This is a genomic window from Azoarcus taiwanensis, from assembly GCF_012910885.1.
Taxonomy (GTDB): domain Bacteria; phylum Pseudomonadota; class Gammaproteobacteria; order Burkholderiales; family Rhodocyclaceae; genus Azoarcus_F; species Azoarcus_F taiwanensis.
On sequence record NZ_WTVM01000006.1, the window covers coordinates 26096 to 52304 of the forward strand.

Annotated in this window: 25 protein-coding genes and 2 tRNA genes; 6 read left to right on the forward strand and 21 right to left on the reverse strand. The window is 63.0% G+C overall.

Annotated features, from left to right (window positions below):
- Window positions 1–22 precede the first annotated feature (22 nt).
- Window positions 23–107 (forward strand) — tRNA-Leu (locus GPA21_RS01845).
- Between the two features lie 89 nt (window positions 108–196).
- Here the strand turns inward: GPA21_RS01845 and GPA21_RS01850 are convergent.
- The 17 genes from GPA21_RS01850 to GPA21_RS01930 all read right to left on the reverse strand — a co-directional run bounded on the left by GPA21_RS01850 (window position 197) and on the right by GPA21_RS01930 (window position 16743).
- Window positions 197–1507 (reverse strand): adenylosuccinate synthase, encoded by a 1311-nt coding sequence (locus tag GPA21_RS01850; RefSeq protein WP_168986511.1) that lies wholly within the window; start codon window positions 1505–1507, stop codon window positions 197–199.
- 1 nt (window position 1508) lies between these two features.
- Window positions 1509–2666 carry an ATP phosphoribosyltransferase regulatory subunit gene (locus GPA21_RS01855; protein WP_168986512.1) on the reverse strand — a complete coding sequence of 386 codons (1158 nt, stop codon included), beginning with the start codon at window positions 2664–2666 and terminating at the stop codon, window positions 1509–1511.
- 2 nt (window positions 2667–2668) lie between these two features.
- Window positions 2669–2854: a DUF2065 domain-containing protein gene (locus GPA21_RS01860; RefSeq protein WP_168986513.1), complete on the reverse strand. Its 186-nt coding sequence runs from the start codon at window positions 2852–2854 to the stop codon at window positions 2669–2671.
- Window positions 2855–2862: 8 nt separating this feature from the next.
- A complete protein-coding gene (gene hflC, locus GPA21_RS01865; RefSeq protein WP_168986514.1) occupies window positions 2863–3744 on the reverse strand; it encodes a protease modulator HflC in 882 nt (293 codons plus the stop codon).
- A gap of 1 nt (window position 3745) precedes the next feature.
- Window positions 3746–5026, reverse strand: a complete 1281-nt coding sequence (hflK, locus tag GPA21_RS01870) for an FtsH protease activity modulator HflK (protein ID WP_168986515.1) — start codon at window positions 5024–5026, stop codon at window positions 3746–3748.
- Between the two features lie 40 nt (window positions 5027–5066).
- A complete protein-coding gene (gene hflX, locus GPA21_RS01875) occupies window positions 5067–6194 on the reverse strand; it encodes a ribosome rescue GTPase HflX (protein ID WP_168986516.1) in 1128 nt (375 codons plus the stop codon).
- A 23-nt stretch (window positions 6195–6217) separates the two neighbouring features.
- The gene (gene hfq, locus GPA21_RS01880) at window positions 6218–6457 is read right to left on the reverse strand and encodes an RNA chaperone Hfq (RefSeq protein ID WP_168986517.1); all 240 of its coding nucleotides are present in this window, start codon (window positions 6455–6457) and stop codon (window positions 6218–6220) included.
- A 96-nt stretch (window positions 6458–6553) separates the two neighbouring features.
- Complete coding sequence (der, locus tag GPA21_RS01885; RefSeq protein ID WP_168986518.1) at window positions 6554–7882, reverse strand: ribosome biogenesis GTPase Der; 1329 nt, start codon at window positions 7880–7882, stop codon at window positions 6554–6556.
- 12 nt (window positions 7883–7894) lie between these two features.
- Window positions 7895–9040, reverse strand: a complete 1146-nt coding sequence (bamB, locus tag GPA21_RS01890) for an outer membrane protein assembly factor BamB (protein WP_168986519.1) — start codon at window positions 9038–9040, stop codon at window positions 7895–7897.
- A 5-nt stretch (window positions 9041–9045) separates the two neighbouring features.
- Window positions 9046–9693 (reverse strand): YfgM family protein, encoded by a 648-nt coding sequence (locus GPA21_RS01895; protein ID WP_168986520.1) that lies wholly within the window; start codon window positions 9691–9693, stop codon window positions 9046–9048.
- Window positions 9680–10978 carry a histidine--tRNA ligase gene (hisS, locus tag GPA21_RS01900; RefSeq protein ID WP_168986521.1) on the reverse strand — a complete coding sequence of 433 codons (1299 nt, stop codon included), beginning with the start codon at window positions 10976–10978 and terminating at the stop codon, window positions 9680–9682. Before hisS ends, GPA21_RS01895 begins: the two co-directional genes overlap by 14 nt.
- Window positions 10979–10985: 7 nt before the next feature.
- Window positions 10986–12251: a flavodoxin-dependent (E)-4-hydroxy-3-methylbut-2-enyl-diphosphate synthase gene (ispG, locus tag GPA21_RS01905; RefSeq protein ID WP_168986522.1), complete on the reverse strand. Its 1266-nt coding sequence runs from the start codon at window positions 12249–12251 to the stop codon at window positions 10986–10988.
- A 9-nt stretch (window positions 12252–12260) separates the two neighbouring features.
- Window positions 12261–13259 carry a RodZ domain-containing protein gene (locus GPA21_RS01910; protein ID WP_168986523.1) on the reverse strand — a complete coding sequence of 333 codons (999 nt, stop codon included), beginning with the start codon at window positions 13257–13259 and terminating at the stop codon, window positions 12261–12263.
- Complete coding sequence (gene pilW, locus GPA21_RS01915) at window positions 13256–14053, reverse strand: type IV pilus biogenesis/stability protein PilW (RefSeq protein ID WP_168986524.1); 798 nt, start codon at window positions 14051–14053, stop codon at window positions 13256–13258. Before pilW ends, GPA21_RS01910 begins: the two co-directional genes overlap by 4 nt.
- Window positions 14050–15171 (reverse strand): dual-specificity RNA methyltransferase RlmN, encoded by a 1122-nt coding sequence (gene rlmN / locus GPA21_RS01920; RefSeq protein WP_168986525.1) that lies wholly within the window; start codon window positions 15169–15171, stop codon window positions 14050–14052. Before rlmN ends, pilW begins: the two co-directional genes overlap by 4 nt.
- Window positions 15172–15193: 22 nt before the next feature.
- Window positions 15194–15619, reverse strand: coding sequence for a nucleoside-diphosphate kinase (gene ndk / locus GPA21_RS01925; protein WP_168986526.1), 426 nt, complete (start codon window positions 15617–15619; stop codon window positions 15194–15196).
- A gap of 119 nt (window positions 15620–15738) precedes the next feature.
- Window positions 15739–16743, reverse strand: coding sequence for a TRAP transporter substrate-binding protein (locus GPA21_RS01930; protein WP_168986527.1), 1005 nt, complete (start codon window positions 16741–16743; stop codon window positions 15739–15741).
- A 76-nt stretch (window positions 16744–16819) separates the two neighbouring features.
- Between GPA21_RS01930 and GPA21_RS01935 the strand changes: the two genes are divergently transcribed.
- Window positions 16820–18775, forward strand: coding sequence for a sensor histidine kinase (locus GPA21_RS01935; RefSeq protein ID WP_168986528.1), 1956 nt, complete (start codon window positions 16820–16822; stop codon window positions 18773–18775).
- 70 nt (window positions 18776–18845) lie between these two features.
- On the forward strand, window positions 18846–19448 hold the full coding sequence (locus GPA21_RS01940) for a response regulator transcription factor (RefSeq protein WP_168986529.1): 603 nt from the start codon (window positions 18846–18848) through the stop codon (window positions 19446–19448).
- Window positions 19449–19507: 59 nt separating this feature from the next.
- Here GPA21_RS01940 and tilS read toward each other — a convergent pair whose 3' ends face one another.
- From tilS to GPA21_RS01955, 3 genes are all read right to left on the reverse strand, one after another.
- Window positions 19508–20857 (reverse strand): tRNA lysidine(34) synthetase TilS, encoded by a 1350-nt coding sequence (gene tilS, locus GPA21_RS01945; protein ID WP_168986530.1) that lies wholly within the window; start codon window positions 20855–20857, stop codon window positions 19508–19510.
- Window positions 20826–21794, reverse strand: a complete 969-nt coding sequence (locus GPA21_RS01950) for an acetyl-CoA carboxylase carboxyltransferase subunit alpha (RefSeq protein ID WP_168986544.1) — start codon at window positions 21792–21794, stop codon at window positions 20826–20828. The genes tilS and GPA21_RS01950 overlap by 32 nt, the downstream gene beginning before the upstream one ends.
- Before the next feature lie 152 nt (window positions 21795–21946).
- Window positions 21947–22612: a Bax inhibitor-1/YccA family protein gene (locus GPA21_RS01955; protein ID WP_168986531.1), complete on the reverse strand. Its 666-nt coding sequence runs from the start codon at window positions 22610–22612 to the stop codon at window positions 21947–21949.
- Window positions 22613–22804: 192 nt separating this feature from the next.
- Between GPA21_RS01955 and nhaR the strand changes: the two genes are divergently transcribed.
- Window positions 22805–23698, forward strand: coding sequence for a transcriptional activator NhaR (nhaR, locus tag GPA21_RS01960; protein ID WP_168986532.1), 894 nt, complete (start codon window positions 22805–22807; stop codon window positions 23696–23698).
- Window positions 23699–23822: 124 nt separating this feature from the next.
- Here the strand turns inward: nhaR and GPA21_RS01965 are convergent.
- A tRNA-Leu gene (locus GPA21_RS01965) sits at window positions 23823–23909 on the reverse strand.
- 44 nt (window positions 23910–23953) lie between these two features.
- On the opposite strand from GPA21_RS01965, the gene queA reads away from it, so the two are divergent.
- The gene (queA, locus tag GPA21_RS01970) at window positions 23954–25003 is read left to right on the forward strand and encodes a tRNA preQ1(34) S-adenosylmethionine ribosyltransferase-isomerase QueA (RefSeq protein WP_168986533.1); all 1050 of its coding nucleotides are present in this window, start codon (window positions 23954–23956) and stop codon (window positions 25001–25003) included.
- The gene (gene tgt / locus GPA21_RS01975) at window positions 24993–26111 is read left to right on the forward strand and encodes a tRNA guanosine(34) transglycosylase Tgt (protein ID WP_168986534.1); all 1119 of its coding nucleotides are present in this window, start codon (window positions 24993–24995) and stop codon (window positions 26109–26111) included. The genes queA and tgt overlap by 11 nt, the downstream gene beginning before the upstream one ends.
- The last annotated feature ends 98 nt before the right edge of the window (window positions 26112–26209 follow it).

Here is a 26209-nt window from a genome sequence, read left to right on the forward strand (position 1 = left end):
ATGCTTATAATGCGCGGCTCTTGCCCAGATGGCGGAATTGGTAGACGCGCTAGTTTCAGGTACTAGTGCCGCGAGGCGTGGAGGTTCGAGTCCTCTTCTGGGCACCAGTTTCAAGTGAGAGCCGGTCGAAAGACCGGCTCTTCTGTTTAGTACCGGCAACTTACTGGCGCCGGCAAGTCTTTCGCTGCGGGACCGCTCAGGCACCAAACGGATGACGCCTCAGAATGGTCTCGTCCCGCTCGGGTCCGGTCGAGATCACGTCGATCGGGATCTCGCAGATTTCCTCGATACGGTGCAGATAGGCCCGGGCCTCGGGCGGCAAGGCCTCCCAGGTCTGTGCGCCGAACGTGGTGCCACTCCAGCCCGGCATCGTCTCGAGGATCGGCTCGCAGCGCTTGACCTCCTCCGAACCCATCGGCAGCAGATCGATGCGTTTGCCGTCGAACATATAACCGGTGCAGAGCTTCAATTCTCGCAGGCCATCGAGCACATCGAGCTTGGTGATGCACAGTCCGGTCACGCCATTGATGATGATGGAGCGCTTGAGCGCAGCCAGGTCGAGCCAGCCGCAGCGACGCTTGCGCCCGGTCACCGTGCCGAATTCGCGTCCCTTGGTGGACATCTGCTCACCCGGTGTGCCGGCGGTGTCGATATCTAGCTCAGTCGGGAACGGGCCCGCGCCGACCCGGGTGCAATAGGCCTTGGTGATACCAAGCACGTAGTGCAGGCGCCCCGGGCCGACGCCTGAACCGGCTGCGGCCTGCCCGGCAACGCAGTTGCTCGAGGTGACAAAGGGATAGGTGCCGTGGTCAATGTCGAGCAGAGAGCCCTGAGCGCCTTCGAACAACAGGCTGCCACCGCCCTTGTTGACCTCATACAACTCTGCCGAGACGTCGGTAACCATCGGCCGGATCTCGTCCGCGTCTGCCATCGCACGGTCGAACTCGGTCTGAAAATCGACCGGCTCGGCGCCGAGATGCTGGGTCAGCACGAAGTTGTGATACTCGAGGTTGGCCTTGAGCTTCTCGGCGAAACGCTCACGGTCGAACAAGTCGTACACACGCAGCGCGCGGCGTGCGACCTTGTCTTCGTAGGTCGGGCCGATGCCCTTGCCAGTGGTGCCGATCTTGGTATCGACGCTGCGTGCGGCCTCGCGGGCGGCATCCAGCGCGACATGGTAGCCGAGGATCAGCGGACAGCCCGGGCTGATACGCAGGCGCTCGCGGACCTTGATGCCGCCATCCTCGAGCTTGCGGATTTCACCGAGCAGATGGTGAGCGTCGAGGACGACACCATTGCCGATGTAGCAGGCGACGCCCTCGCGGACGATGCCGGACGGCACCAGATTCAGCTTGTACTCGTTCTGACCGATGACCAGGGTGTGGCCCGCATTATGCCCTCCCTGGAAACGCACCACGCCCTCGGCATGGTCGGTGAGCCAGTCAACGATCTTGCCCTTGCCTTCGTCGCCCCACTGGGTGCCGATGACGACAACGTTCTTTGCCATGCTAGATTTCTCCCTCAAGGGCTACGACGGTCCAGCCGCCATCGCGCCGCACTAGTTGCCGGTCGCAGCCGGCTTCCTGCCAAGTTCCTTCATGTCCAGGCAAGGCGGTGACCACTGCCTGTCCTTGCGCCCGCAAACGGGCGACCGCCGTCGCCAGGGCTGGGTCATCGTCCGCCGGGGCGAGCACTGCGCCTGCGGACGCTTGCGAATCGACGCGCAAGGCCAATTCCCGCAGATCGAGACTGAAGCCTGTTGCCGGACGGCCCCGACCGTAGGCGGCACCGATCAGATCGTAACGCCCGCCAAGCGCCAGCGCTGCCGGCGAGCCGTCGCCGTAAGCCGCGAACATCAGGCCGCTATGGTAGTGATAACCACGCAGATCCGCGAAGTCGAAACTGACCGGGAGCTCACCGAGTGCGGCGGCGAGCCGGCGCAGGTCCGACAAAGCCGCCCGAATGTCGGGCAGATCGGGCAGGCGTTCGGCCGCGTGATCCAGGGTCTCGATGCCACCATACAAGGAGGGCAGTGCCAGCAGCGCTTCACGCCACGGTGAAGCGACGTCCTTTACCAGCAGCTTGAGGTCCGGCACATCCTTGGCCTGAAGAAGGCCGAACAACTCTTCCTGCCGTTCGGGAATCAACCCGGCACCGGCAGCCAGGGCGCGGAATATCCCCATGTGACCGAGGTCGATCCGTGCGGCGGGCACACCTGCGACGCACATCGACTCGGCAAGAAGCCGAATGACCTCGATGTCGGCCTCGAGCCCGGCATGGCCGTACAACTCCACCCCGATCTGCAGCGGCTCACGAGTCGCGGTGAGTGTCGAAGGCAGCGTATGCAGCACACTGCCGCAGTAGCACAGGCGGGTCACACCGCGACGATTCAGCAAATGGGCGTCTATGCGCGAAACCTGCGGCGTCATGTCCGCGCGCACTCCCATGGTCTTGCCTGAGAGCTGATCGACAAGCTTGAAGGTTCTCAGTTTGAGATCCTGGCCAGCACCAGTGGTCAGAGAGTCCAGGTATTCGAGCATCGGAGGGATCACGAGCTGATAGCCGTGGGCACGGAAAGCGTCGAGCAGCTTGCGCCGCAAGGCTTCGAGGCGTGACGCTTCGGCCGGCAGCGCATCCTGGATGTGGTCGGGAAGTACCCAGCGCATGGTCAGGTCACCAGAATGAAAAGCACAAGACCCGCCAGCATCGACGCAAGACCAAGAAAACGGATCTGTCCATCGGCCATGCTGGCGAGTTTCAAAAAGGCTTCGCGCCAGCTTGCTGGCGCGAGGAAGGGAAGAAGGCCTTCGATTATCAGCATCAGCGCGAAGGCCATCAACAGGGTACTACCCATCGAATCGTTCAGTCTCTGCTCGCTCCGACGGGACTCTTCAGGAACCGGAAGAAGTCTGAGCTCGGATCAACGACCATGACGTCGCTACGGCTGCTGAAACTCTCGCGATAGGCTTCAAGACTGCGGAAGAACGAGAAGAACTCCGGATCTCGCCCGAACGCGTCGGCATAGATCTCGGTAGCGCGCGCGTCGCCCTCACCCATGATGGTCTGTGCCTCACGGTTCGCGTTGGCGATGATGATTTCACGCTGACGATCGGCATCCGCACGGATCTGCTCGGCGATCGCACCACCTTCGGAACGCAGCTCGTTGGCAACTCGCAGACGCTCCGCCTCCATTCGGCGATACACCGACTCGGAAACCTCGGTCGGGAGGTCCACCCGCTTGAGACGCACGTCCACGATCTGAACCCCGATCTGACGTGCATCGGTATCGGCACGCACCCGCATGTTTTCCATGATCAGGTCGCGCTCACCGGACACCACGTCGGGCACGGTACGGCGACCGAACTCCTCACGCAGGCCGGCGTTGACCGTCTGCAGCAGGCGCGTACGGGCACGCACCTCGTCTCCGGCGACCGACTCGAAATACAGACGCGGATCGATGATTCGCCACTTGACGAAGTGGTCCACCAGCACGTTCTGCTTTTCGGCGGTAATGAAACGTTCCGGCTCCGGAGTGTCGATCGTCAGGATGCGCTTGTCGAAGAAGCGCACGTTCTGGATCACCGGCAGCTTGACCTTGAGGCCCGGTTCACTGATGACTTCCTTGACCTCACCCAGCTGGAAAACGATTGCGAACTGGCGCTGATCGACGGTGAACAGCGTCGCCGAGGCAAGCAGACCCAGCGCGACCAGTACGATTACAACGATATTGGTTTTATTTCCCATGTCAGCGACCTCCCAGATCGCGGAAGCGCATCATGTCGCGGTCGCGCGGATCAAAAGGTGTATTGGACTGCCGAGTCATAGGCGCGTCGGTCGATTGATTCGAGACACGCGGTTCGCCACTGGCGGCCGCACCACCCATACCACCGCCCTGCATCAACCGGTCCAGCGGCATCAGGAGCAGGTTGCCGCCGCTATCGGCGTCGATCAGCACCTTGCTGGTGGCACTCAACACCTGCTGCATCGTCTCCAGGTAGAGACGCTCGCGGGTCACATCCGGCGACCGTGCGAACTGCTCGTAGATCTGATTGAAGCGTGCAGCCTCACCCTCGGCGTTTGCAACCACCCGGTCGCGGTAACCGTTTGCTTCTTCGATCAGGCGCGCGGCCGTACCACGAGCACGCGGTACCACTTCGTTACGATAGGCTTCACCTTCGTTTCTCAAACGCTCACGGTCCTGTCCGGCCTTGACCGCATCGTCGAATGCAGCCTGCACCTGCTCCGGCGGCTGGGCGTTTTGCATGGTCACACGGCTGATCAGCACACCGGTCTGATAGCGATCGAGAATGCTCTGTAACAGGGCGTGCGCGGTCGCTGCGATCTCCTCGCGGCCCTCGTAAAGCACGAAATCCATCGTGCTCTTGCCGACGATCTCGCGCATCGCGGTTTCCGCCGCCTGCATCACCGCATCATCCGGGAAGCGCACGTTGAACAGGAAATCCTCTGGGCTCTGCAGGATGTACTGCACCGCGAAGCGGATATCGACGATGTTGGCATCGTCGGTCAGCATCAGCGCTTCACGCAAAACCCTGTTTCGCTCGGTGCCCCGATAGCCGACTTCGATCGTACGAACGCCGGAAAGGTCGACCTTCTCGTGGCGCTCGATCGGCGCCGGGAAGCGCCAGCGCAGACCAGGCTCGGTGGTTTCCACATGCTGACCGAAGCGAAGCACAACGCCGCGCTCGTTGGCTTCGACCGTGTAGAAACCGCTCGCCAGCCACACCACGACGAGCAGCGCCAGCAGCACGAAAATGCCGCCGCCGAACTGCTTGAAGCTGAACTGGGGCAATTGCGGGCCGGTGCCACCACCGCCGCCGTTGTTGCCACCACCGGGGCGTTGACCGCCTCCTTCGCGTTTTCCACCGAAAATGCCCGACAGGCGCTGATTGAAATCGCGCCAGACATCTTCGAGATCAGGGGGGCCCTGATCATCGCGGCGACCCTTGTCGCCGCGCTTGTCGTCGTCATTCCCCTGGTTTCCCCAGCGAGGATCATTCAGTGACATTGGCAGACCTGTTGAAACGTTCGTAAACCGCTCAAGACACTTACTCCTGAGCCGCCCTTTTCGCATCCTCCGCAGCGGCGGTCTCGCGTGCGGTTTCGGCAAGCGCTTCGCGAAGCAAAGCCACACCCTCGCCGGTCACGGCGCTCAAAAAAACGCCCGTGATGTTACCACACTCGTCCCGATTGACCGCCGGACTCGCCCGCGTCAGATCGATCTTGTTGAAGACCATGATCTGCGGCACGTCCCCGGCGCCGATCTCTTCAAGCACCTGGTTGACCGCATCGATCTGCGCTTCGCGATCCTCGCTCGCCGAATCGACCACGTGGAGAAGCAGATCCGCGTTCGCGGTCTCTTCCAGCGTGGCGTGAAACGCTGCGACGAGCGCATGCGGAAGATCACGAATGAATCCGACCGTGTCGGACAGCACAACGTTCCCGCCTTCGCCGACGTAAAGACGACGTGAGGTGGTGTCGAGGGTCGCAAACAGCTGATCGGCCGAGTAAGCGCCTGCCTTGGTCAGGGTATTGAAGAGCGTGGATTTGCCGGCATTGGTGTATCCGACCAGCGAAACCGAAAGTGCATTTCCCCGTTCGCGCCCGCGCCGCCTGACCTTGCGTTGTTTCTCGGTCTTGGCCAGACGCCCCTTGAGCATCTTCACCCGGACTCCGAGCAGGCGCCGGTCGGTCTCGAGCTGCTTTTCGCCCGGACCACGCAGGCCAATGCCACCCTTTTGACGCTCGAGGTGGGTCCATCCGCGCACGAGGCGCGTCGACAGATGCTCCAGCTGAGCAAGTTCAACCTGGAGCTTGCCCTCGTGGCTGCGCGCGCGCAGTGCGAAGATGTCAAGAATCAACGCGGTGCGATCGATTACCCGGCATTGCAGCGCGCGTTCGAGGTTGCGCTGTTGCCCGGGTGCGAGCGCGTGATTGAACACAACCAGGTCGGCGCCGTGGGCGGCGAGCGTCGAGGCGATCTCCTCGACCTTGCCGCGCCCGGCGAATGTCGCGGGGTCGGGGCTTGCCCGCCTGCCGGTAACCACAGCCTCGACAGTGGCGCCTGCGCTCTCCACGAGCAACTTCAGTTCGCCGAGCCGTTCCTGCAACTCGCCCTGGTTGAGGTCGAGCTGGACGAGAACCGCCTTCTCCCCCGAGGCGGGACGCTCAAACATCAAGCGCGCCTGCGTTGAGGCGATCAGTTCGCATCCGAATCCTGTTGCTGGAAATTCACCGGTCGCGCGGGCACGACGGTTGAAATCGCATGCTTGTACACCATCTGCGTGACGGTGTTGCGCAACAGGACGACGTACTGATCGAAGGACTCGATCTGCCCCTGAAGCTTGATTCCATTGACCAGATAGATGGAGACCGGGATGTGCTCGCGGCGCAGGGTATTCAGAAACGGGTCTTGTAGAAGTTGCCCTTTATTACTCATTTTTGATTCCTCGAACTTTTCGTTCTTGTGAATGTATCGGAAATTATGGTGCACTGCCACAAAACAGTTCGCCACTAGTCCCGGGTGTGGATGTCATTACTTGGTCGCGTAGGGATTGTGCGCCGTTTTGAATTGTATGCGCAGAGGAGTGCCCTGCAACTTGAATGCCTCGATGAAACTGCGTTCGAGAAACCGCACATAGGAGGCCGGAACCTGATCCAGCGCGCTGCCATGAATCACGACCACCGGGGGATTGCTTCCGCCCTGGTGCGCGTAGCGCATCTTCGGCCTGAAGACGCCGTGCCGCGGGGGCGCCTGTTTGGCCACCGCGACCTGCAGCGTTCGCGTCAGACGCGGTGTCGAAAGGTCCGACATCGCTGCGGCAAAAGCGGCGTCGACCGACTTCAGCACGACAGCGACACCGCTGCCCTTGAGTGCCGAGATATAGTGGAAGCGGGCAAACGACAGAAAGCCGAGCTTTCGCGAAATGTCCGCCTTGATCCGCTCGCGGCGGTAGTCGTCAACCGCGTCCCACTTGTTCACCGCCACCACCAGCGCCCGCCCCGAATCCAGCACGAAACCACCGATGTGCGCATCCTGGTCCGAAATGTCCTGGGCGGCGTCAAGCACCAGGACCACGACATTGCAGCGCTCGATGGCTTGCAGCGTCTTGATCACCGAGAACTTCTCGACCGCCTCGAACACCTTTCCGCGGCGGCGCAGGCCGGCGGTATCGATGAGCGTGTATTTCCTGCCGTTGCGCTCGAAGGGAATCGCGATCGCATCGCGAGTGGTACCCGGCATGTCGAACGCGATCACACGTTCCTCGCCGAGCAACGCGTTCACCAGTGTCGACTTGCCAACGTTCGGACGACCGACGATTGCAATGCGCGGCGACTTGTCGCGGGTTTCTTCCGCTTCATCGGCATCCTGGGGGAAAGGCTCGAGAACGAGGGCGACCAACTCCTTGACGCCGTCGCCATGCGAAGCCGAAATCGCCAGCGGATCACCAAGACCGAGCGCATGGAACTCCGACGCGGCAACCGCGCGATTCATGCCCTCGGCCTTGTTGACCACGAGATAGACCGGCCGGTCGGCTCGGCGCAGGCGCTCGGCGATCTGCTGGTCATGCGGCGTCATGCCGACCCGACCGTCGACTAGAAAGAGCAGCGCGTCGGCCTCGGCAATCGCCTGTTCGGCCTGCTGTGCCATCTCATGCATGATGCCGTCTTTGGCGACCGGATCGAAGCCCGCCGTATCCACCACCAGATAGTCGCGCTCACCGACGCGACCGATGCCGTAATGTCGATCCCGGGTCAGGCCGGGCTGGTCGGCGACCAGCGCGTCACGGCTGCGCGTGAGACGGTTGAACAAGGTCGACTTGCCGACATTGGGCCGGCCGACCAGAACGAGAGTTGGTTTCACCTGATTCTTCCGTCAACGGGCCTCATAGGCCACGAGGCTTCCGTCGCGCGTCTGCACGACGAACCGTTGCTGCCCCGGCAAACGCTGCGGCCCCGCGACAATGGCACTGCTGTCGGCGCGCGTGCGGGCCGCGAATCGGCCGGTTTCGCGATGCAGAAGGTGGACATAGCCATCCATGTCACCCACCGCGACGAAGTCATCAAGCGCGACCGGACGAGATACCTTGCGCCGTGTCATGGCATCCTGTTTCCAGACGCTGGAGCCGCTGAAGGCATCGAGGGCATGGACTGCGTCGCCGGCATCGGTAATGAAGACCAGGCGGGTATCCCGATCCATGCCGACGGCGCTGGAGAACTCGCGCGACCAGATCGCGTTTCCGCTTTCAAGGTCGAAGCAGGTCGCCCGCCCCTGAAAAGCGACAGCGCAGATTTCGCGGCGGCTCACAACCGCGGTACCCGCGATATCGGCAATGCGCTCGAGTTCGGTCACGCCGCGAGGCGTGGCGACGGTAAGCTCCCACAGCGGTGCGCCATTTACGGTGTCGATCGCGACCAGCTTGCCTCCGGGATATCCGATGATGGCAACCCGACCGTCGCTCAGCATGCCGGCAGAACTGCGCAGCGCCAGCGGCGGCGTGGTGCGCTCGAAGGTCCACAGCTGGCGGCCGTCATTCACATCGAAGCCGGTCACGCGATGATCGGAGGCACGCACTACGACGGCGGCAGCAGTGACTGCAGGAGGCGCCAGGACCTCGGCCCCAACCGGCGCGCGCCAGCGTTCCGCACCATTGCTGGCGTCAAAGGCCACGACCTCGCCGCCCACGGTGACCACCGCGGCCACACGCCCGTCCGATCCGGCGCCAGCCGACAGGCGTGCGCCGGCAGTCGCCCGCCACACCACACGGCCGTCGGACACCCGCATCAACGAACCGTCGTGAGCTGCGGCATAAACGTCAGCTTCGATCACTGCCGGATGAAAAACGTAGTTGCCGGCGGAACCGACTCGCACCTGCCACAACGAACGCAGCTCGGCGTCAGGCTGGAAGCTCACCAACTCCGCGGGCTTGGGGGCCTTGGGAGAAAACGGATTCAGCGAGGAGCAACCGCTTAACAGCGACACCGCCGCGAGCAGCAACAGGGACCGGGTCATGGTCTTCATAAGCCTCAATTCTCCAGAGATTCGAGCTTGATCCGGGTGACTTCGCGCAAGGCGTCTGCGCCTTCGGCTGGCGACGCGGCAAAAGCCTCGAGCGCCGAGCGATAGGCGACGATGGCCTGCTCCTTGTCGCCTTTGAGGGACAGAATATCGCCCCGAAGGTCTTCAAAGCGGGCCTTGAGCGCGCCCGGCGTCACCGAGCTCAGCTCCGCCAGAGCGCCATCAGCGTCACCTTCGGCCAGCCTCACGGTGGCAAGACGGAGCGTGGCGATCTCAACCAGTACCGGGTTGTCGGCCTGACGCTTGAGCCACTCGAGGTGCGCACGCGAATTCTGATAGTCACCCGCCTCGAACTGCAATCCGGCGGACTTCAGTGCAGCCATGGCGGCATAGGGCGATTTTCCGTGGCGCTCGATGATCTGCCCGGTGGCTTCACGCGCCCGCGCGGTATCGCCCTGCTCGACCGCCTGTTGCACCAGGAAATACAGCGAGCCGGCTTCGTGCGCCTGTTTGTTCTGATACCAGCTGTAACCCTGCCAGCTCACCGATGCGATCGCAGCCGCGACCGCAATGCCAGTGACGAAATTACCGTACTCTTCCCACCAGGCCTTGATCTTGGAAAGCTGTTCCTGCTCTTCGAGGTCATATACCGCCATCTGCTTCCTCTTCCTCAGTAAATAAGGTGTCAGCGACCGCCTCGGCGATACGCTCAAGTGCAATACGCTGCTGCACGCCGGCGCCCCGCAAGGGCTTCAGGCCCGCCTCACCGGCCTGCGCCTCGTCCTCGCCGATGATCACCGCCAGCGCGGCGCCGCTCGCATCGGCCTTCTTCATTTGTGACTTGAAACTGCCACCGCCGCAATGCGTGACGACCGCGAAACCATAGCCACGCAAGGCTTCGGCGACACGAAACGCCGCCCGGGCAGCCATCTCGCCGACATGCACCACATAGACGTCGGGTGACAAGGATACAGTCTCGGCGCCACTCTCACGCCACAGGGCGAGCAGACGCTCGACCCCCATCGCGAATCCTGCCGCCGGAGCAGGTTTGCCGCCCAGCATCTCGACCAGCCCGTCATAACGACCACCGGCGCATACCGTACCCTGCGCGCCGAGACGGGTGGTCACCCATTCGAACACGGTGCGGTTGTAGTAGTCGAGCCCCCGCACCAGACGATGATTGATCCGGTATGGAATACCGGCTTCGGCAAGGATCGCCTTGACGCCTTCGAAATGGCGCAGGGACTCGTCACCGAGATAATCTCCGAGCTTGGGCGCAGCTTCGACCAGTTCCTGCATTGCCGGGTTCTTGGTATCGAGAATACGCAGCGGATTGCTGTGCAGCCGGCGGCGGGCATCTTCGTCCAGCACATCCAGATGGCGCTCGAAATAGGCAATCAGCGCCTGGCGATGGGCGGCACGCTCCTCGCTCGAGCCGAGCGAGTTGAGTTCGAGCCGCACGTCCTCCAGCCCGAGATCGTCCCACAGGCGGGCACACATCAGGATGAGCTCGGCGTCGATGTCCGGCCCGTCAAAGCCGAGTGCCTCGACTCCGATCTGATGGAACTGCCGGTAGCGCCCCTTCTGCGGACGCTCATGGCGGAACATCGGCCCGTGATAGTACAGCCGCTGCGGCCCCACATGCAGCATCTTGTGCTGGATCGCTGCGCGCACGCACGAGGCGGTCCCCTCCGGACGCAGGGTCAGATGCTCGCCATTGAGCGCATCGACGAAGGAGTACATCTCCTTCTCGACGATGTCGGTGACCTCGCCGATCGCACGCTTGAACAATGGCGTCGGCTCCACGATGGGCATGCGGATCGGCCGGTAGCCGTAACTCCTCAGCCAGTCGCGGACCAGATCCTCGAATTGTTCCCAGACTTCTGCGTCCTCCGGGAGGATGTCGTTCATCCCCCGGACCGCCTGCAAAGCTCGACTCATTGGATTCTCACGGGCGTTCGCCCGCCTTTCTCGGGTAACGGGAATTGACGTAGTCGTCGACGATGGCACGGAACTCGGCGGCAATGTTGTCGCCCCGCAGCGTGAGCGCCTTGGCGCCGTCGATGTAGACCGGCGCGGCCGGGCTTTCTCCGGTGCCGGGCAGGGAGATGCCGATGTTGGCATGCTTGCTCTCACCCGGGCCGTTGACGACACAGCCCATGACCGCCAGGGTCATGTTCTCCACGCCGTCGAACTGCTCGCGCCACACCGGCATCTGCTCGCGCACATGGGCCTGGATGCTGGCGGCGAGCTCCTGGAAAAAAGTGCTGGTGGTGCGGCCGCAGCCCGGGCACGCGGTCACCATCGGGGTGAAGGCGCGCAGACCCATGGTCTGCAGGATCTCCTGCGCAACGACGACCTCCTCGGTACGCTTGCCATCCGGCTGCGGCGTCAGCGAGATGCGGATGGTGTCGCCGATGCCTTCCTGAAGCAGGACCGACAATGCCGCCGTCGACGCGACAATCCCCTTTGAGCCCATGCCGGCCTCGGTCAGACCCAGGTGCAGCGGATAGTCGCAGCGGCGCGCCAGTTCGCGATAGACGGAGATGAGGTCCTGCACACTCGATACTTTGGCCGAGAGGATGATGCGGTCGCCCCCCAGGCCATACTCCTCGGCCTTGGCTGCCGACTCCAGCGCCGACACCACCAGGGCCTCGCGCATCACCGCACCTGCATCCCTTGGCTCGGCAAGCCGCGCGTTCTCGTCCATGACGCGAGCAAGCACGGACTGGTCCAGACTGCCCCAGTTGACGCCGATCCGGACTGGTTTGTCGTAACGGCAGGCGATGTCCACGATCGCCGCAAACTGAGGGTCACGCTTCGACCCGGCTCCGACATTGCCCGGGTTGATGCGCAGCTTGGCCAGCGCTTCGGCGCAGGCCGGGTTATCGGTCAACAGTTTGTGACCGTTGTAGTGGAAGTCGCCCACCAGCGGCACGTCCATGTTCAGCGCCAGCAGGCGATCACGGATATGCGGCACCGCGCGCGCAGCGGCCTCGTTGTTGACCGTGATGCGGACGAACTCCGACCCGGCACGCGCGAGTTCGGCGACCTGCATGGCAGTGGCGAGCACGTCGGCGGTGTCGGTGTTGGTCATCGACTGCACCGTCACCGGCGAGTCGGATCCGACGCTGACCGCACCGATGCGCAGCTGACGGGTCTTGCGACGGGGCATAGCGCCGAAGCCGCCAATGTTGTTGATGTTCGACTGCATCTTGAGCGCTTACTGCACCGTCATCCGGGCCACACCGCCGGGGCTCGTGTGAGGGGTCAGATCCACCGGCTGGCCGTTGAACTCGAGCGACACCATCGCCGCATTGCCCACGACGATGGCGAACGGAGGCTGCCCCTGAACCACCCGGCTGGAACCCGGCCCGCCAGTACCGGTAAACAGCGCGACTCCGTCGCGATCGCGGACCTGAATCCAGGATTCGCCGCGCAGGGCGAAAGACAGACGGCCGGCGCCCGGCGCAAGCTCGGTTTCTTCAGCCGACGCCGACGGCACCGCAGCTTCCGGCGGGGCGTCCTCGGTCGCCGCCCGTGTTTCGGTCGCCACTCCGGCGCCCTCGTTCGCGTCGCCCATGTCACCCTCGACCGCCGATTCTGCGCCTTCGCGTAGGCCGTCGGTGGTGCCGTCGGCCGCCGGCTCGTCCAGGTCCACCGTCGCGACGTCCGACGCTTCCGGCACCGCGATCAGCGGCGGCGCCTCCGCGCCACCGAGGCGCGGCGCTTCGGTCAAGGGTGCAGGCGTCACGACGGGCTCCACGAGCGCGCGCGGCGCGGTGGTTTGCGGCTGCTCGTCGACCTTGAACCAGTCGAAGTACCATCCGGCACCCAGAGCCAGCGCCATGCCGACGATGACGACCAGGGCTGGCTTGACACCCTTGCGTGCACGCTCGCCACCAACCGGTATCTCACCGGAGGCGTTGGTCACGGTTGACAGTCTTGCAACCGTCCCTCCGCCACCAAGATCGAGCGCAGCAATGCGCGCGTCAAGGTCGAGATGCACGTGACGCGCGAAATTGCGGAGAAATCCGCGCACGAAGGCCGCGCCCGGGAGCACATCGTAGCGCTCCTGCTCGAGCGCCTCGACCTGGTAGGGAGAGAGCTTCAAAGCATGTGCGACATCGGACAGGGTCTCGCCCCGCCGCTCGCGCGCCTGACGCAGCATCGCGCCTATCGAAGCCGGAGCCGAGAACTGCTCCTGATCGGTCTCAGTCACTGATAATCACCCCGCATCATCGATTGGTATTCGGGCGAATCACGAAAACGTCCGGACAACTGCGCGGCGTAGCTCGCCTCTGCATCACGGTTGCCAAGCCGCCGTTCGGCGCGCAAGCCGAGCCAGACAGTCTCGGCTGTCGGTTCGAGCTGCTGGTGAAACTGGACCATAAGGTCCCGCGTCGAGGCAAAATCGCCGCGAAGATAGTCGATCGCGGCCAGATTGTAGAGCGCTTGCGCATTGCTGCCGTCGACCAGTACCGCGCGGCGGAACTGCTCGCGTGCCGCCTCATTGTTGTTCAGGCGCAGGTAACACAGGCCAGCGTTTGTATACGGCCGGGTCGCGTGCCGGTAATAGGGGTTGCGAGCCGCCAACTCAAGGCGACGCAAGCCTTCCTCTTCACGACCGGTACCGCACAGGAACCAGCCGTAGCTATTGTTGAAATCCGGGTCGTTCGGCGCCGCGCGAAGCGCACGCTGAAAGTAGTCCTCGGCTGCAGCCGTGTCGCCGACGAACATATACACCAGACCGAGCAGGTGAAAAGCCGGGGGATAGGACGGTGCATGGGTCAAGGCGTTTCTCGCCTCGTCCATCGCGACGTCGAATCGGCCAACCTCGAGGTAGGCCGTGCCGAGCTCGACATTGACCATGGCACGCGCCTGCGCCTGGTTGGCCGGCGGCGAATCCAGCATCGGACGATCGGTCGTCGTCGGGGCGCCGCCACCCGGCATCGTGGTGGCGCATCCAGCCAACACGGCGGCCGAAAGCATCAGGGGTAGCAGGTGGCGCTTCATGCTCTAACCTCACGGGTGAGTCGAATCGTTCTACGCGTCTTGTCGGTCACCTGGCCAGCCAGTTGACCACAGGCGGCATCGACATCCTCACCGCGCGTCTTGCGGGTGGTGGTGACGATACCTGCCTCGATCAGAATGCCGGCGAAACGACGAATGCGCTCGGCCGAGGAACGCTCGAAGCCGGATGACGGGAAGGGGTTGAACGGGATCAGGTTGAATTTGCAGGGCACGTCGCGCACCAGCGCGACCAGCGCACGCGCCTGGGCATCGGAGTCATTGACACCCGCAAGCATGACGTATTCGAAGGTGATGAAGTCCCGCGGTGCGCGCTGAAGATAGCGCTGGCAGGCGGCCATCAGCTCGCGCAGCGGATACTTCTGGTTGATCGGCACCAGCCGATCACGCAAGGCATCGTCCGGGGCATGCAGTGAAACCGCGAGCGCAACCGGGCAGTCCTCACGAAGACGATCCATGGCCGGCACGATGCCCGATGTCGACACCGTGACCCGGCGCCGCGACAAGCCGTAGGCGTGATCGTCGAGCATGACGCGCAAGGCGGTGACCACGTTGTCGTAGTTGGTGAGCGGCTCGCCCATGCCCATCATCACCACGTTGCTGATGACCCGGCCGTTGTCCTTGTCGTCGCTGCTCTCAGGCTCGCTGCCCTGAGCCGCGCCAAGCAGCCGGTTCGCAAGCCACAACTGACCGATGATCTCGCCTGCCGACAGGTTCCGGTTGAAACCCTGCTTGCCAGTCGAGCAAAAGGCGCAATCGAGGGCACAGCCCGCCTGCGAGGAGACACAAAGCGTGCCGCGACTCGCCTCGGGAATGAACACTGTCTCGACGGCATTGGCATTGCCGACATCGAGCAGCCATTTGCGGGTGCCGTCCTGCGAAATGCTGTCGCGCACCGGCACCGGCGCACGGATGCAGGCCTCGGCCTTCAACCGCGCACGCAGCGCCTTGGCAACATCGGTCATCCGCTCGAAATCGTCACAAGCTTCGCGGTGCATCCAGCGCATGACCTGACGCGCGCGAAAGGCCTTCTCGCCGCGCTCGGCAAACCACGCGACGAGGCCGTCGAGATCGAAATCGAGGAGATTGACCGCTTGATTCATTCGAAAAGCCGCACCCGCCCGATCAGCGCGAGTGGATGTTCATGCCCGGGAAGAAGAAAGCGACTTCCACGGCAGCGGTTTCGGGTGCATCGGAGCCGTGCACCGCGTTGGCGTCGATCGAATCGGCAAAGTCAGCACGAATGGTGCCGGCGTCAGCCTTCTTGGGATCGGTGGCGCCCATCAGCTCGCGGTTCTTGGCAATTGCGTTCTCGCCTTCCAGCACTTGCACCATTACCGGACCAGAGATCATGAAGGACACGAGATCCTTGAAGAAGGGACGCTCCTTGTGCACTGCATAGAACTGACCGGCCTCCAGTTCGGACAAGTGCATCATGCGCGAGGCGATGATCTTGAGGCCGGCGTCTTCGAAACGCTGGTAGATCTTGCCGATGACGTTCTTTGCGACTGCGTCGGGCTTGATGATGGAAAGGGTACGCTCGATGGCCATCTGATGGTTCTCCGGAATGTCGGTGATGGGTTGATGTAAAACAAAACGTTGTAGTTTATCAGTTAACTTCGACCGCCTCACTCACACCAGCCGAAATGCCGTCCAGGAATCTTCGTGCACTAACGCAACAGCGGATCAAAGCCGGTCTCGCGGTACACGGAACGGATGAGATCTGACCCGATACGCCCTGCCATCAGCTCATGTACCGGAAGCAAGGCGCGGCGAAATTCGGCGCGCTGGTCGGCATCGAGTTCGATGATCGTCGTCGTACCGGCGGCCCGCACCGCCTCGAGCGCGCGCACGTTCTCCTCATACGCGATCCGGTTGGCGTATTCACTCGCTTCACGCATGGCCTGCTCCAGCTGGCGCCTGACCGCACGCGGCAGACTGTCCCAGAAGCGTTTGCTGGTAATCACCGCGTAACCGAGGTAGCCGTGATCGCTGACCGTAAGATAGCGCTGGACCTCGTGCATGCGCTGGGTGTACAGATTCGAGTGAGGGTTTTCGGTTCCATCGACGACGCCAGCACTCAATGCCGGATAGACGTCTGAAAAAGCCATCATCACCGGCGTTGCGCCGAGCGCCTGCATCTGCGCTTCGAGCACCTTGGACGCCTGGATGCGCATACGCAGGCCAACCATGTCCTCGGGGCTGCGGATCGGTCGGTTTGCCGAGAACGACTTGAAGCCGTTGTCCCAGAAGGCCAGCCCCTTGATGCCGCGTGGCTCCAGCAAGCCGAGCAGGCGCCGGCCGATCGGACCCTCGGTCACCCGGGCCAGCGCATCGCGATCCGCGAAAATGTACGGCAGATCGAAGAGTTCGAAGTCCGATACCCCGAGCACGCTGAATTTCGCCAGCGAAGGTGCCAGCATCTGCACCGCCCCCAACTGCAAGGCCTCCATCTCCTCCCGGTCACGATACAGCGTGCTGTTCGGATAAACCTGGACCCGCACCCGGCCGTTGGTCAGTGCCGCCGCGCGTTCTGCAAAAAAGTCGGCCGCCTTGCCCTTTGGCGTGTCGGGAGCCACCACATGGCTGAAGCGAATCACGATCTCGTCCGCCCAGGTCGGCCCCGCTGCCAGACACATTACAACGAGCAAGACGTACAACATGCGATACTCCATCCCCTGACCTCCAGCCACGACCCGACGGGCCGCCAAGTGCGAATTCGCCCGCTATTGTGAACTACCGAGTCGCCCGATGGAAAAACCCGGTCCGATCACTGCGCCCTCGGCCGCCTGGCAGCTTCGCCTGCCTTATGCCGCGCTGGCCCTGTTTCTGCTATCGCTCGCCGCCTTGATCTGGCTGACGCGCGTGCACGACGGTGAAACCCAGTACAACACGTTGATTAGCGACGTCTTGTGGATGGAGCAGAACGTGCAGTTCCATCTCGATCGCAACGCAGCACAACTCGCAGAGCTCGGGCCCATTCTGCAAGATGGGATGAGCGCACAGGCCGAGGCCAAGCTGCGACATCTGCTGCGCGCCGAGAGCGGACTTGTCCGGGTGATCTGGCTCGACCGCAGCGGTCAGCCAATTGCCGCCATGCCGCCACTCACCGACGACCACCTGATCGGAGAGTCACGCGGCGCGGTGCCCTCGCGTTCGACCTTTCGCCTTGCGCTCAGCGTCGGGCGCACCGTCTACGCACCGGCTTACGAGGTGGCGGGCACCGAGCACCACTTCGAGGCCCATGTGCCCATCCCTTCGGATACCGGCGCAATCGCCGGCATGGTCGGCGTGTATTCGCTCGACAACCTGATCATCCGCGAGCTGCCTTGGTGGTTTTCAGAACGCTACCGCGTCAGCGTCATCGATGCGAGCGGACGCGAGATTGCAGCCAAGTCAAAAGTGGCGCCGCTATCCGACGCGTTGAGCTACAGCATCGCCTTTGACCCGCCAGGCCACGGGCTGGTCCTGAGAATTACCGCCTACAAGGACGAGATCCGCTGGATACCGGCACTGCTGATCGCTTCCATCCTCTTGCTCGGCGGCATCATCGTCTGGAGTATCTGGCAGCTTCGTCTGCAGCTCGGGCGACGCCAGGCAGCCGAGCAGGCCCTGCGCGGCGAGATACTGTTTCGCAAGGCGATGGAAGACTCGCTGATGACTGGTCTGCGCGCGCGGGATCTGGACGGCCGGATCACCTACGTAAACCCGGCCTTCTGCCGCATCACCGGTTTCACCGCCGACGAATTGATCGACCGCATGCCACCGATGCCTTACTGGGACCCGGAGCACATCGACCGGACCGTCGAGGTGCATGACCTCATCCTGTCGGGCAACCCTCCGGCCGAAGGCGTGGAGCTTCAGCTGCGACGCAAGGATGGACAACGGCTCGACGCGATGATCTTCGAGGCACCGCTGATCGACGCAGAAGGCCGGCACACCGGCTGGATGGGATCGATGATGGATGTCACCGAGCAGCGCCGTGCCCGTGAGCTGGCCCGCCAGCAGGACGAACGCCTTCAGGCGACATCACGCCTCATCACCATGGGTGAAATGGCCTCAACGCTGGCGCACGAACTCAACCAGCCCCTGACCGCAATCAGCAGCTACAGCAGCGGCAGCCTCAACCGACTGGAAGACGGCGACATCGACAAGCAGGAACTGGTCGAAATACACCGAAAGATCGCGCGCCAGGCGCAGCGCGCCGGCGAGATCATCCGGCGGGTGCACGATTTCGTTCGACGTTCCGAACCCAAACGGGCACCGCTTGACCTCAACGCCGTGATTCTCGAGGCACTGGCACTGCTCGAGCCCGACGTGCGCAAACGGGGCATGCGCGTCGTCAAGGAACTCACCTCCGGCTTGCCCACAGTCTGCGCCGATCCACTGATGATCGAGCAAGTCGTGGTGAACCTGCTTCGCAACGCGATGGATGCCATGGTCGACACGCCCAGGGCTCAGCGGCGGGTAACGCTCGCGACTGCGCAGGAGAACGACGTCGTCACGGTACGCGTTGCGGACGAAGGCGCCGGCATCCCGGATGAGACCGCACGCAAGCTGTTCGAACCCTTTTTCACGACCAAACCCGAGGGCATGGGCATGGGGCTCAATATCTGTCGTACGATTGCCGAGCTCCACCATGGCCGATTGAGCTATGAACGCCGCCCCGCAGGCGGTACCGTCTTTGTTCTCTCGCTACCGGTCTAGCCGCGTTGCATCCGGCCTCCATGGCGGTCACCGCCAGAAAGAGAAGCCACATGCCCGAAATGGAACGACCATGAACCCTTGCGCTCACATCATCGACGACGACGAAGCCATTCGCGACGCGCTCGAATGGCTTTTCAAGTCACGAAAGCTGCCTAGCACGACCTGGGACAGCGCCGAAGCCTTTCTCGCCGAGTGGACGCCGGAATGGCGCGGATGCATCGTGCTCGACATCCGCATGCACGGGATGAGCGGACTCGAATGCTTCGATACGCTCACGGCCCGTGGCTGCAAGCTCCCCCTCATCTTCATCACCGGCCATGGCGATGTGCCAATGGCGGTTTCCGCGCTGAAGAAAGGCGCCTTCGACTTCGTCGAAAAACCCTTCGACGACACCGAACTGGTCGCAATCGTGACGCGTGCGCTCGAGCTGGACAACGAGCGCCGGCGCAGCGAGGACGTGCGCGAGGACATTCGTCGCCGCCTCGCCTTGCTGACTGCCCGCGAGCAGGAAGTCATGCAGCACATCGTCGAAGGCAAGTACAACAAGGTAATTGCCGACACCCTGAACATCTCGATGCGCACGGTCGAGGCGCATCGTTCGAAGATCTTCGAGAAGATGGGGGTGCGCTCGGCTGTCGAGCTGGTTCAGCTGGTGCGCGACGCGGAAACCTGAGTCTCAGCGCCTGTTCTCATTCGCCATGGCGATCCGTCGGCCAGAATTGGAACAGGCGACTAGCGGCGCCAGACCGGCAGGACACCTGGCTCCCCTGGGGCACAGCGATGATCACCCGACACTCCCAGGCCTCCAATCCACGCTGCCTCACCATCAACCTCCAGAATCGGCAGGCGGGAACGCATCCAGGACGGCAGGCCCGCATCCTGACAAAGCTTGCGCAGACTGCGGCGCGGACGCCCCGGCCCGGCTCGCATGGCAAGACCTTCCCAACGCGGCGCCAGCCTGATGGAGCGGGCTGCACTCAACAACTCGAGGGCCACGCCAGATCCAACGACCCGTTCGAAAACAACTTGTCCGCTGCCCCAGGCAAGCGCCGTCTCGCCACGCCAGGCCACCGGTTCGAACGCCTGATCTATGCTGCGCTCGACCCATATCCGACCCCGGTAGGCACAACATGCCGCCGACCCGAGCGGCAGGTGCAGCGCACGATCTGGCGCGGACCGGAGCTGCCGAAGCGTTTCGATGAGGCGGTTGCGTGAAGGCGCGGCCAGCCCACGCGCATGCACTTCGAGGCGGAGCAGGTTGAAGACCCTCGCATCCGCCAGTTCGAGGACGGCACTGAGCGCGAGCGTGCCCTCTGCGTCCGGGTCGCAACGCTCGCGGTCGAGCTGCGCCAGGGTCTCGAGCAATCCTTCGCCTTCCCGAAAGATCTCTGCAGCTCGCCCGATCGAGTCGACCGCACCGGGGAAACCTCGCTCCAACACCGGCAGCACGACGGCCCTCAGATAATTGCGCGCAAAACGCAAGTCAACATTGCTGTCGTCCTCGACCCACTCCAGCCCCCGCATCTTGGCGTATTCGAGAATCGCTCGCCGACGGCACCCGAGCAGCGGACGCAGGCGCCCCGCCCCCAAACCCTGGGCCGGCACAATCGCCGCCATTCCAGCCGCTCCACGCACTCCGGTACCGCGCACCAGCCTGAACAGCACGGTTTCGGCCTGATCGTCAAGGTGGTGGCCGAACACCAACCAGTCGGTCTCGATGGTAGCCAGCGCTGCGTGGCGAGCTCGCCGCGCAGCGCCCTCGAGGCCATCGGGATCGTCGCGCGCGACGCTCACCCGGAACACCTCCAGCGGCACGCCTCGCACTTCACAGAACCGCGTGCAAAAAAGCGCCCATGCATCGGCATGGGCGCTGAGACCGTGATGAACATGAACCGCTCGAAGTTCGAAACCCATCCGGGGAGCGAGCCGGGTCAGCACGTCGAGCACGGCGACCGAATCAACGCCGCCGCTGAACGCGACACAGAGCCTGCTCCCTGCGCCAACCCGCGCATGAGCGAGCGCTTCGGAAACCGTCTGCTCCAGTCGGAACTCAGGCAGCGTCGCGGTCCTTGAAACGACCATAGGCCATGAGCCGCTCGAAGCGACGCTCGACCAGCTCCTCCGGCGACAAGCCACTGACGAGACGAAGCGACTCCTGCAGCGAACGCCGTAGTGCGGCCGCCATCTCTTCATGGTTCCGGTGCGCGCCGCCAACCGGCTCGGGCACGATCTTGTCAACCAGATCAAGCTCCTTGAGACGATCGGCAGTGATGCCCATCGCCTCAGCGGCGGTCGAGGCCTTCTCCGCGCTCTTCCACAGAATCGAAGCGCAACCCTCCGGGGAAATCACCGAATACGTCGAGTACTGGAGCATCAGCACCTGATCGGCGACCGCAATCGCAAGCGCACCGCCGGATCCACCCTCACCGATGATCGTGGAGATGATCGGCACCTTGAGTTCGGCCATCACGTAGATGTTGTGCCCGATGGCTTCGGACTGCCCCCGCTCCTCGGCGCCGATACCGGGATAAGCGCCCGGCGTATCGACAAAGGTGAATACGGGCAGACCGAACTTCTCAGCCAATCGCATGAGCCGAAGCGCTTTGCGATAGCCCTCGGGGCGCGGCATACCGAAGTTGCGCTGGATCTTCTCCTTGGTGTCGCGGCCCTTCTGGTGGCCGATGACGACGCAACTCTGGCCATTGAATCGGGCCAGGCCACCCACGATCGCATGATCGTCGGCAAAAGCGCGGTCGCCATGGAGTTCCTGGAAATCGGTAAAGACCGACTTCGCATAATCCAGCGTATACGGACGCTGTGGATGACGGGCGACCTGCGCGATCTGCCAGGGTGAGAGCTTCGCGTAGAGGTCACGGGTCAGCGTCTGGCACTTCTTCTCCAGACGTGCGATCTCGCCCGAAATATCCACAGCGGGATCGTCTTGCACAAAGCGCAACTGCTCGATCTTCTCGACAAGGTCGGCGATCGGTTTCTCGAAATCCAGAAAGGCGGTTCTCAACATCTACCCTGCCCCGAACGTAAAGTGAAGCATTGTACCCGCTTGCCAGGCTGCAGCGCGACGCTGGTCCGGCCCACTGCAATCATCATCGCACCCGAGCACACGCGAAAAGGGCGCCCGGAGGCGCCCCAAGACCCTGCTGAAAGCCTGAATCAGTCGCTGTTGAACACGCCGAGCAGGTGCAGCAGGCTGGTGAAGAGGTTGTAGATCGACACATACAGCGTGACGGTCGCCATGATGTAATTGGTCTCACCGCCATGGATGATTGCGCTGGTCTGATACAGGATCAGGCCGGCCATCAGCATCACGAACATGGCCGACACCGCCAGCGAAAGTCCCGGCATCGAGAAGAAGATCGCGCCGAGGCCCGCCAGGAAAGCGACAAGAATGCCGACCATCAGGAAGCTGCCCATGAAGGAGAAGTCCTTCCGGGTGGTCAGCGCATAGCCCGACAGGCCGAGGAAGATCGCAGCGGTACCGCCCATCGCCTGCATCACGATCGCGTGACCATTCGGCAAGGACAGATAGTGAGACACGATGGGACCCAGGGTGTAACCCATGAAACCGGTCAGCGCGAAGATCGCGATCAGACCACCGGTGCTGTTACGCAGCTTCGCAGTGAGGAAAAGCAGGCCGAAGTAGCCCACCAGGGTCAGGATCAGCCCCGGATGCGGCAGCCCCAAGGCCATCGAGAAGCCGGCGACGACGGCGGAAAACGCCAGCGTCATCGACAGCAGGATGTAAGTGTTGCGGATGACCTTGTTGGTCGCCAGAACCGACGCCTCGGCGCGGTTCATCGTCATGCTACGGTTGTCCATGGAATCGCTTCCTCCTACCAGATCCGCCTCCCGCGCAGTCACGCGAGACACGGCTACAACATGATGAATGAAAACCCGGTCATACCCCCGGGCATGGTGGTCAAGCCACCCGGTGCCTGAATGCTAAGGCTAAGACTGTTCGATAATATACGAGTTCAACGAAATGTTTATCCGTTTTCTTCGAACAATCACATGATCAACTACAAGCAACTTCATCACTTCTGGAACGTCGCCCGCGCGGGCGGGATCGCCCGCGCCAGCGAGCGTTCGGGGCTGGCGCCGCAGACTCTGAGTGGTCAGATCGCAGCGCTCGAGGCCAGCATGGGCGCCACCTTGTTTCGCCGCGAAGGAAGGCGGCTGGCTCTCACCGAAACCGGCCACACAGTGCTCGCGTACGCTGAGGAGATCTTCCGCGTCGGCGCCGAACTCGAGGAGGCAGTTGCCAATCGGGCCAGCAGCCGCACGATCCCGTTCCGGGTCGGGGTCGCCGACGTGGTGCCGAAGAGCATCGCGTGGCAGCTACTCGCACCCAGCATGCAACTCGGTGAGCGCGTCCGCATCCACTGTCGCGAAGACAAACTCGAACGTTTGCTCGGCGACCTGGCGATTCACAAGCTCGACCTCGTTCTCGCCGACAGCCCGATGCCAACTCATATGGATGTGCGTGGGCAGAGTCAGAAACTGGTCGAATCGCGGATCAGCCTCTTCGCCGCGGAACGCCTCGCCCAGACCCTCGGCGACGATTTTCCGGCATGCCTGGACCGGGTACCGCTGCTGCTCCCCGGGGCCGACGCCACGATTCGCCAACCCCTGCTGCACTGGTTCGAGCGCAACCGTGTCACACCGTCGATCGTCGGCGAATTCGACGACAGCGCCCTGATGAAGTCCTTCGGCCAGGCCGGTATCGGCATATTCCCGGCACCGGAACTCATCGCCGACCAGGTCTGCCGGCAATACGAGGTGAGCCGCATCGGCAAGCCGCTCGATCTGCTGGAAAGCTTTTACGCAATTACGGTGAGCCGCCGTAACACGCATCCGGCAACGCTGGCGATCTGCGCGCCACAACAGCGCGATCGAGAAGCGTGACAGGGAAGCTGAGAACTGGAATCAAGCCGCAGCTGTGAGCAGAAGCCCGGCTGAGGTATCATCGCGCGCTCCTCGCGAGCGGCGGCTTTCTTGAACCATCCGCACGCGAATGCGCACGAAGGCTTGGTGCCGGGAGAGGGACTCGAACCCTCACAGTGTCACCACCGGCGGATTTTGAGTCCGCTGCGTCTACCGATTCCGCCATCCCGGCGCGGGAGCCGTATTATCCACAAGAGCCCCAAGGTCAGCAAGCAGATGCCTCTCCGACTTGACGATTTCGACTACCACCTGCCCGAAGAACTGATCGCGCAGACTCCCCTGCCAGAGCGTTGCGCCAGCCGACTGCTGGTCATCGACAATGACCGGCTCGAAGACCGGGTCTTCTCCGATTTGCCCGACTACCTCAATGCGGGCGACCTGCTGGTCTTCAACGACACACGGGTGATCCATGCGCGCCTTTACGGTGTCAAGGACAGCGGCGGACAGGTCGAAGTCCTGATCGAGCGGCCAATCGGTCGCCATGAGGCGCTCGCGCAGGTCCGCGCCAGCAAGTCTCCGCGTGCAGGTTCCAGCCTGCGGCTTGCCGGTGCCTTCGACGTCACCGTCCTCGGCCGGGTCGGAGAGTTCTTCCATCTACGCTTCCCCGACAGCGAGAACCTGCTCGACCTGCTCGACAATCATGGCGAACTGCCGCTACCGCCGTATATCCGGCGAAGCGCGGACAACCATGACGAATCACGCTACCAGACTGTCTACGCACGGGAACCCGGTTCGGTTGCCGCGCCCACCGCCGGACTGCACTTCGACGATGCCTTGCTCGAACGGCTCGCAGCCAAAGGCGTCGGCCGCGCCTGGCTCACCCTGCATGTGGGCGCTGGCACATTTCAACCAGTCCGCGTCGACGACCTCGGCGAACACCGCATGCACAAAGAGCGCTACGTGATTCCTGAAGAAACCGTGGACGCCATCAAGGCTACGCGTGCCGCCGGCGGTCGGGTCATCGCGGTAGGCACGACCAGCCTGCGCGCACTCGAAGCTGCCGCTCAGGACGGTCCGCTGGAGCCTGGCTCGAACGAAACCGAACTCTTCATCCTGCCCGGCTTCGGCTTCCAGGTAGCCGACGCCTTGATCACCAACTTTCATTTGCCAAAGTCAACGCTGCTGATGCTGGTTTCCGCCCTGGCCGGCATGGACCGCATGCGCCGAGCCTACGATCACGCAGTCGAACAGCGCTACCGTTTCTTCAGCTACGGTGACGCGATGTTCATCGCCCACCGCAACGACAAAGTCTCACATGAAATTTGAACTCATCAACCGCGACGGCGACGCCCGCCGCGCTCGTCTCACGCTCGCCCACGGTGTCATCGAAACGCCGGTGTTCATGCCGGTCGGCACCTACGGCACCGTCAAGGCGATGACCCCACAGTCGCTCAGCGACATCGGCGCGCAAATCTGCCTGGGCAACACCTTCCACCTCTGGCTGCGCCCGGGGCTGGAGGTGATCGAAGCCCACGGCGGCCTGCATCGGTTCATGGGCTGGGACAAGCCCATCCTCACAGATTCGGGCGGCTTCCAGGTGTTCAGCCTCGGCGCGCTACGCAAGATCAGCGAGGAAGGCGTGAAGTTCGCCTCCCCAATAGATGGCGCACGCCTGTTCCTGACCCCGGAAGAGTCGATGCGCATCCAGACCGTGCTCGACTCCGACGTGGTCATGATTTTCGACGAGTGCACACCCTACCCCGCCACTCACCAGGAAGCAGCGGATTCGATGCGAATGTCGCTGCGCTGGGCCCGCCGGTCACGCGACGAATTCGACCGCCTCGACAATAGCAATGCCCTGTTCGGCATCGTCCAGGGCGGAATGTACGAGGACCTGCGCGACGAGTCGCTCGCCGGGCTGACCGAGATCGGTTTTTCCGGCTATGCGATCGGCGGCCTTTCCGTCGGTGAACCCAAGGACGACATGGCGCGTATTCTCGCGCACACCACACCACAGCTACCCACCGAGGCACCGCGCTACCTCATGGGCGTAGGCACTCCGGAGGACATCGTCGCTGGCGTCGCCACCGGTATCGACATGTTCGACTGCGTAATGCCGACCCGCAACGCCCGCAACGGCTGGCTGTTCACGCGCTATGGCGACCTCAAGATCAAAAACGCCATCCACAAGAAGGACACCCGGCCGCTGGATCCGTCCTGCGATTGCTATACCTGCCGCAACTTCACACGCGCCTACCTGCATCATCTGCACAAGACCAACGAGATTCTCGGCAGCATGCTCAACACCATCCACAATCTGCGTTACTACCAGCGGCTCACAGGCGAGATTCGCGACGCAATTGCCGCTGGCCAGTTCGCCGGGTTTCGCGCGCGGTTTGCTGAAGAAAGAGCGACCGGGGCCTCAGGCGTGTGACGCATGCCTCAATTCCGTGCAGCCTGTCACGAGAATCCCCGTTTGGAACAGGTGCTCGATTTGGGTAATTTTGATTGATGTCATGGGCCAGGCCATGC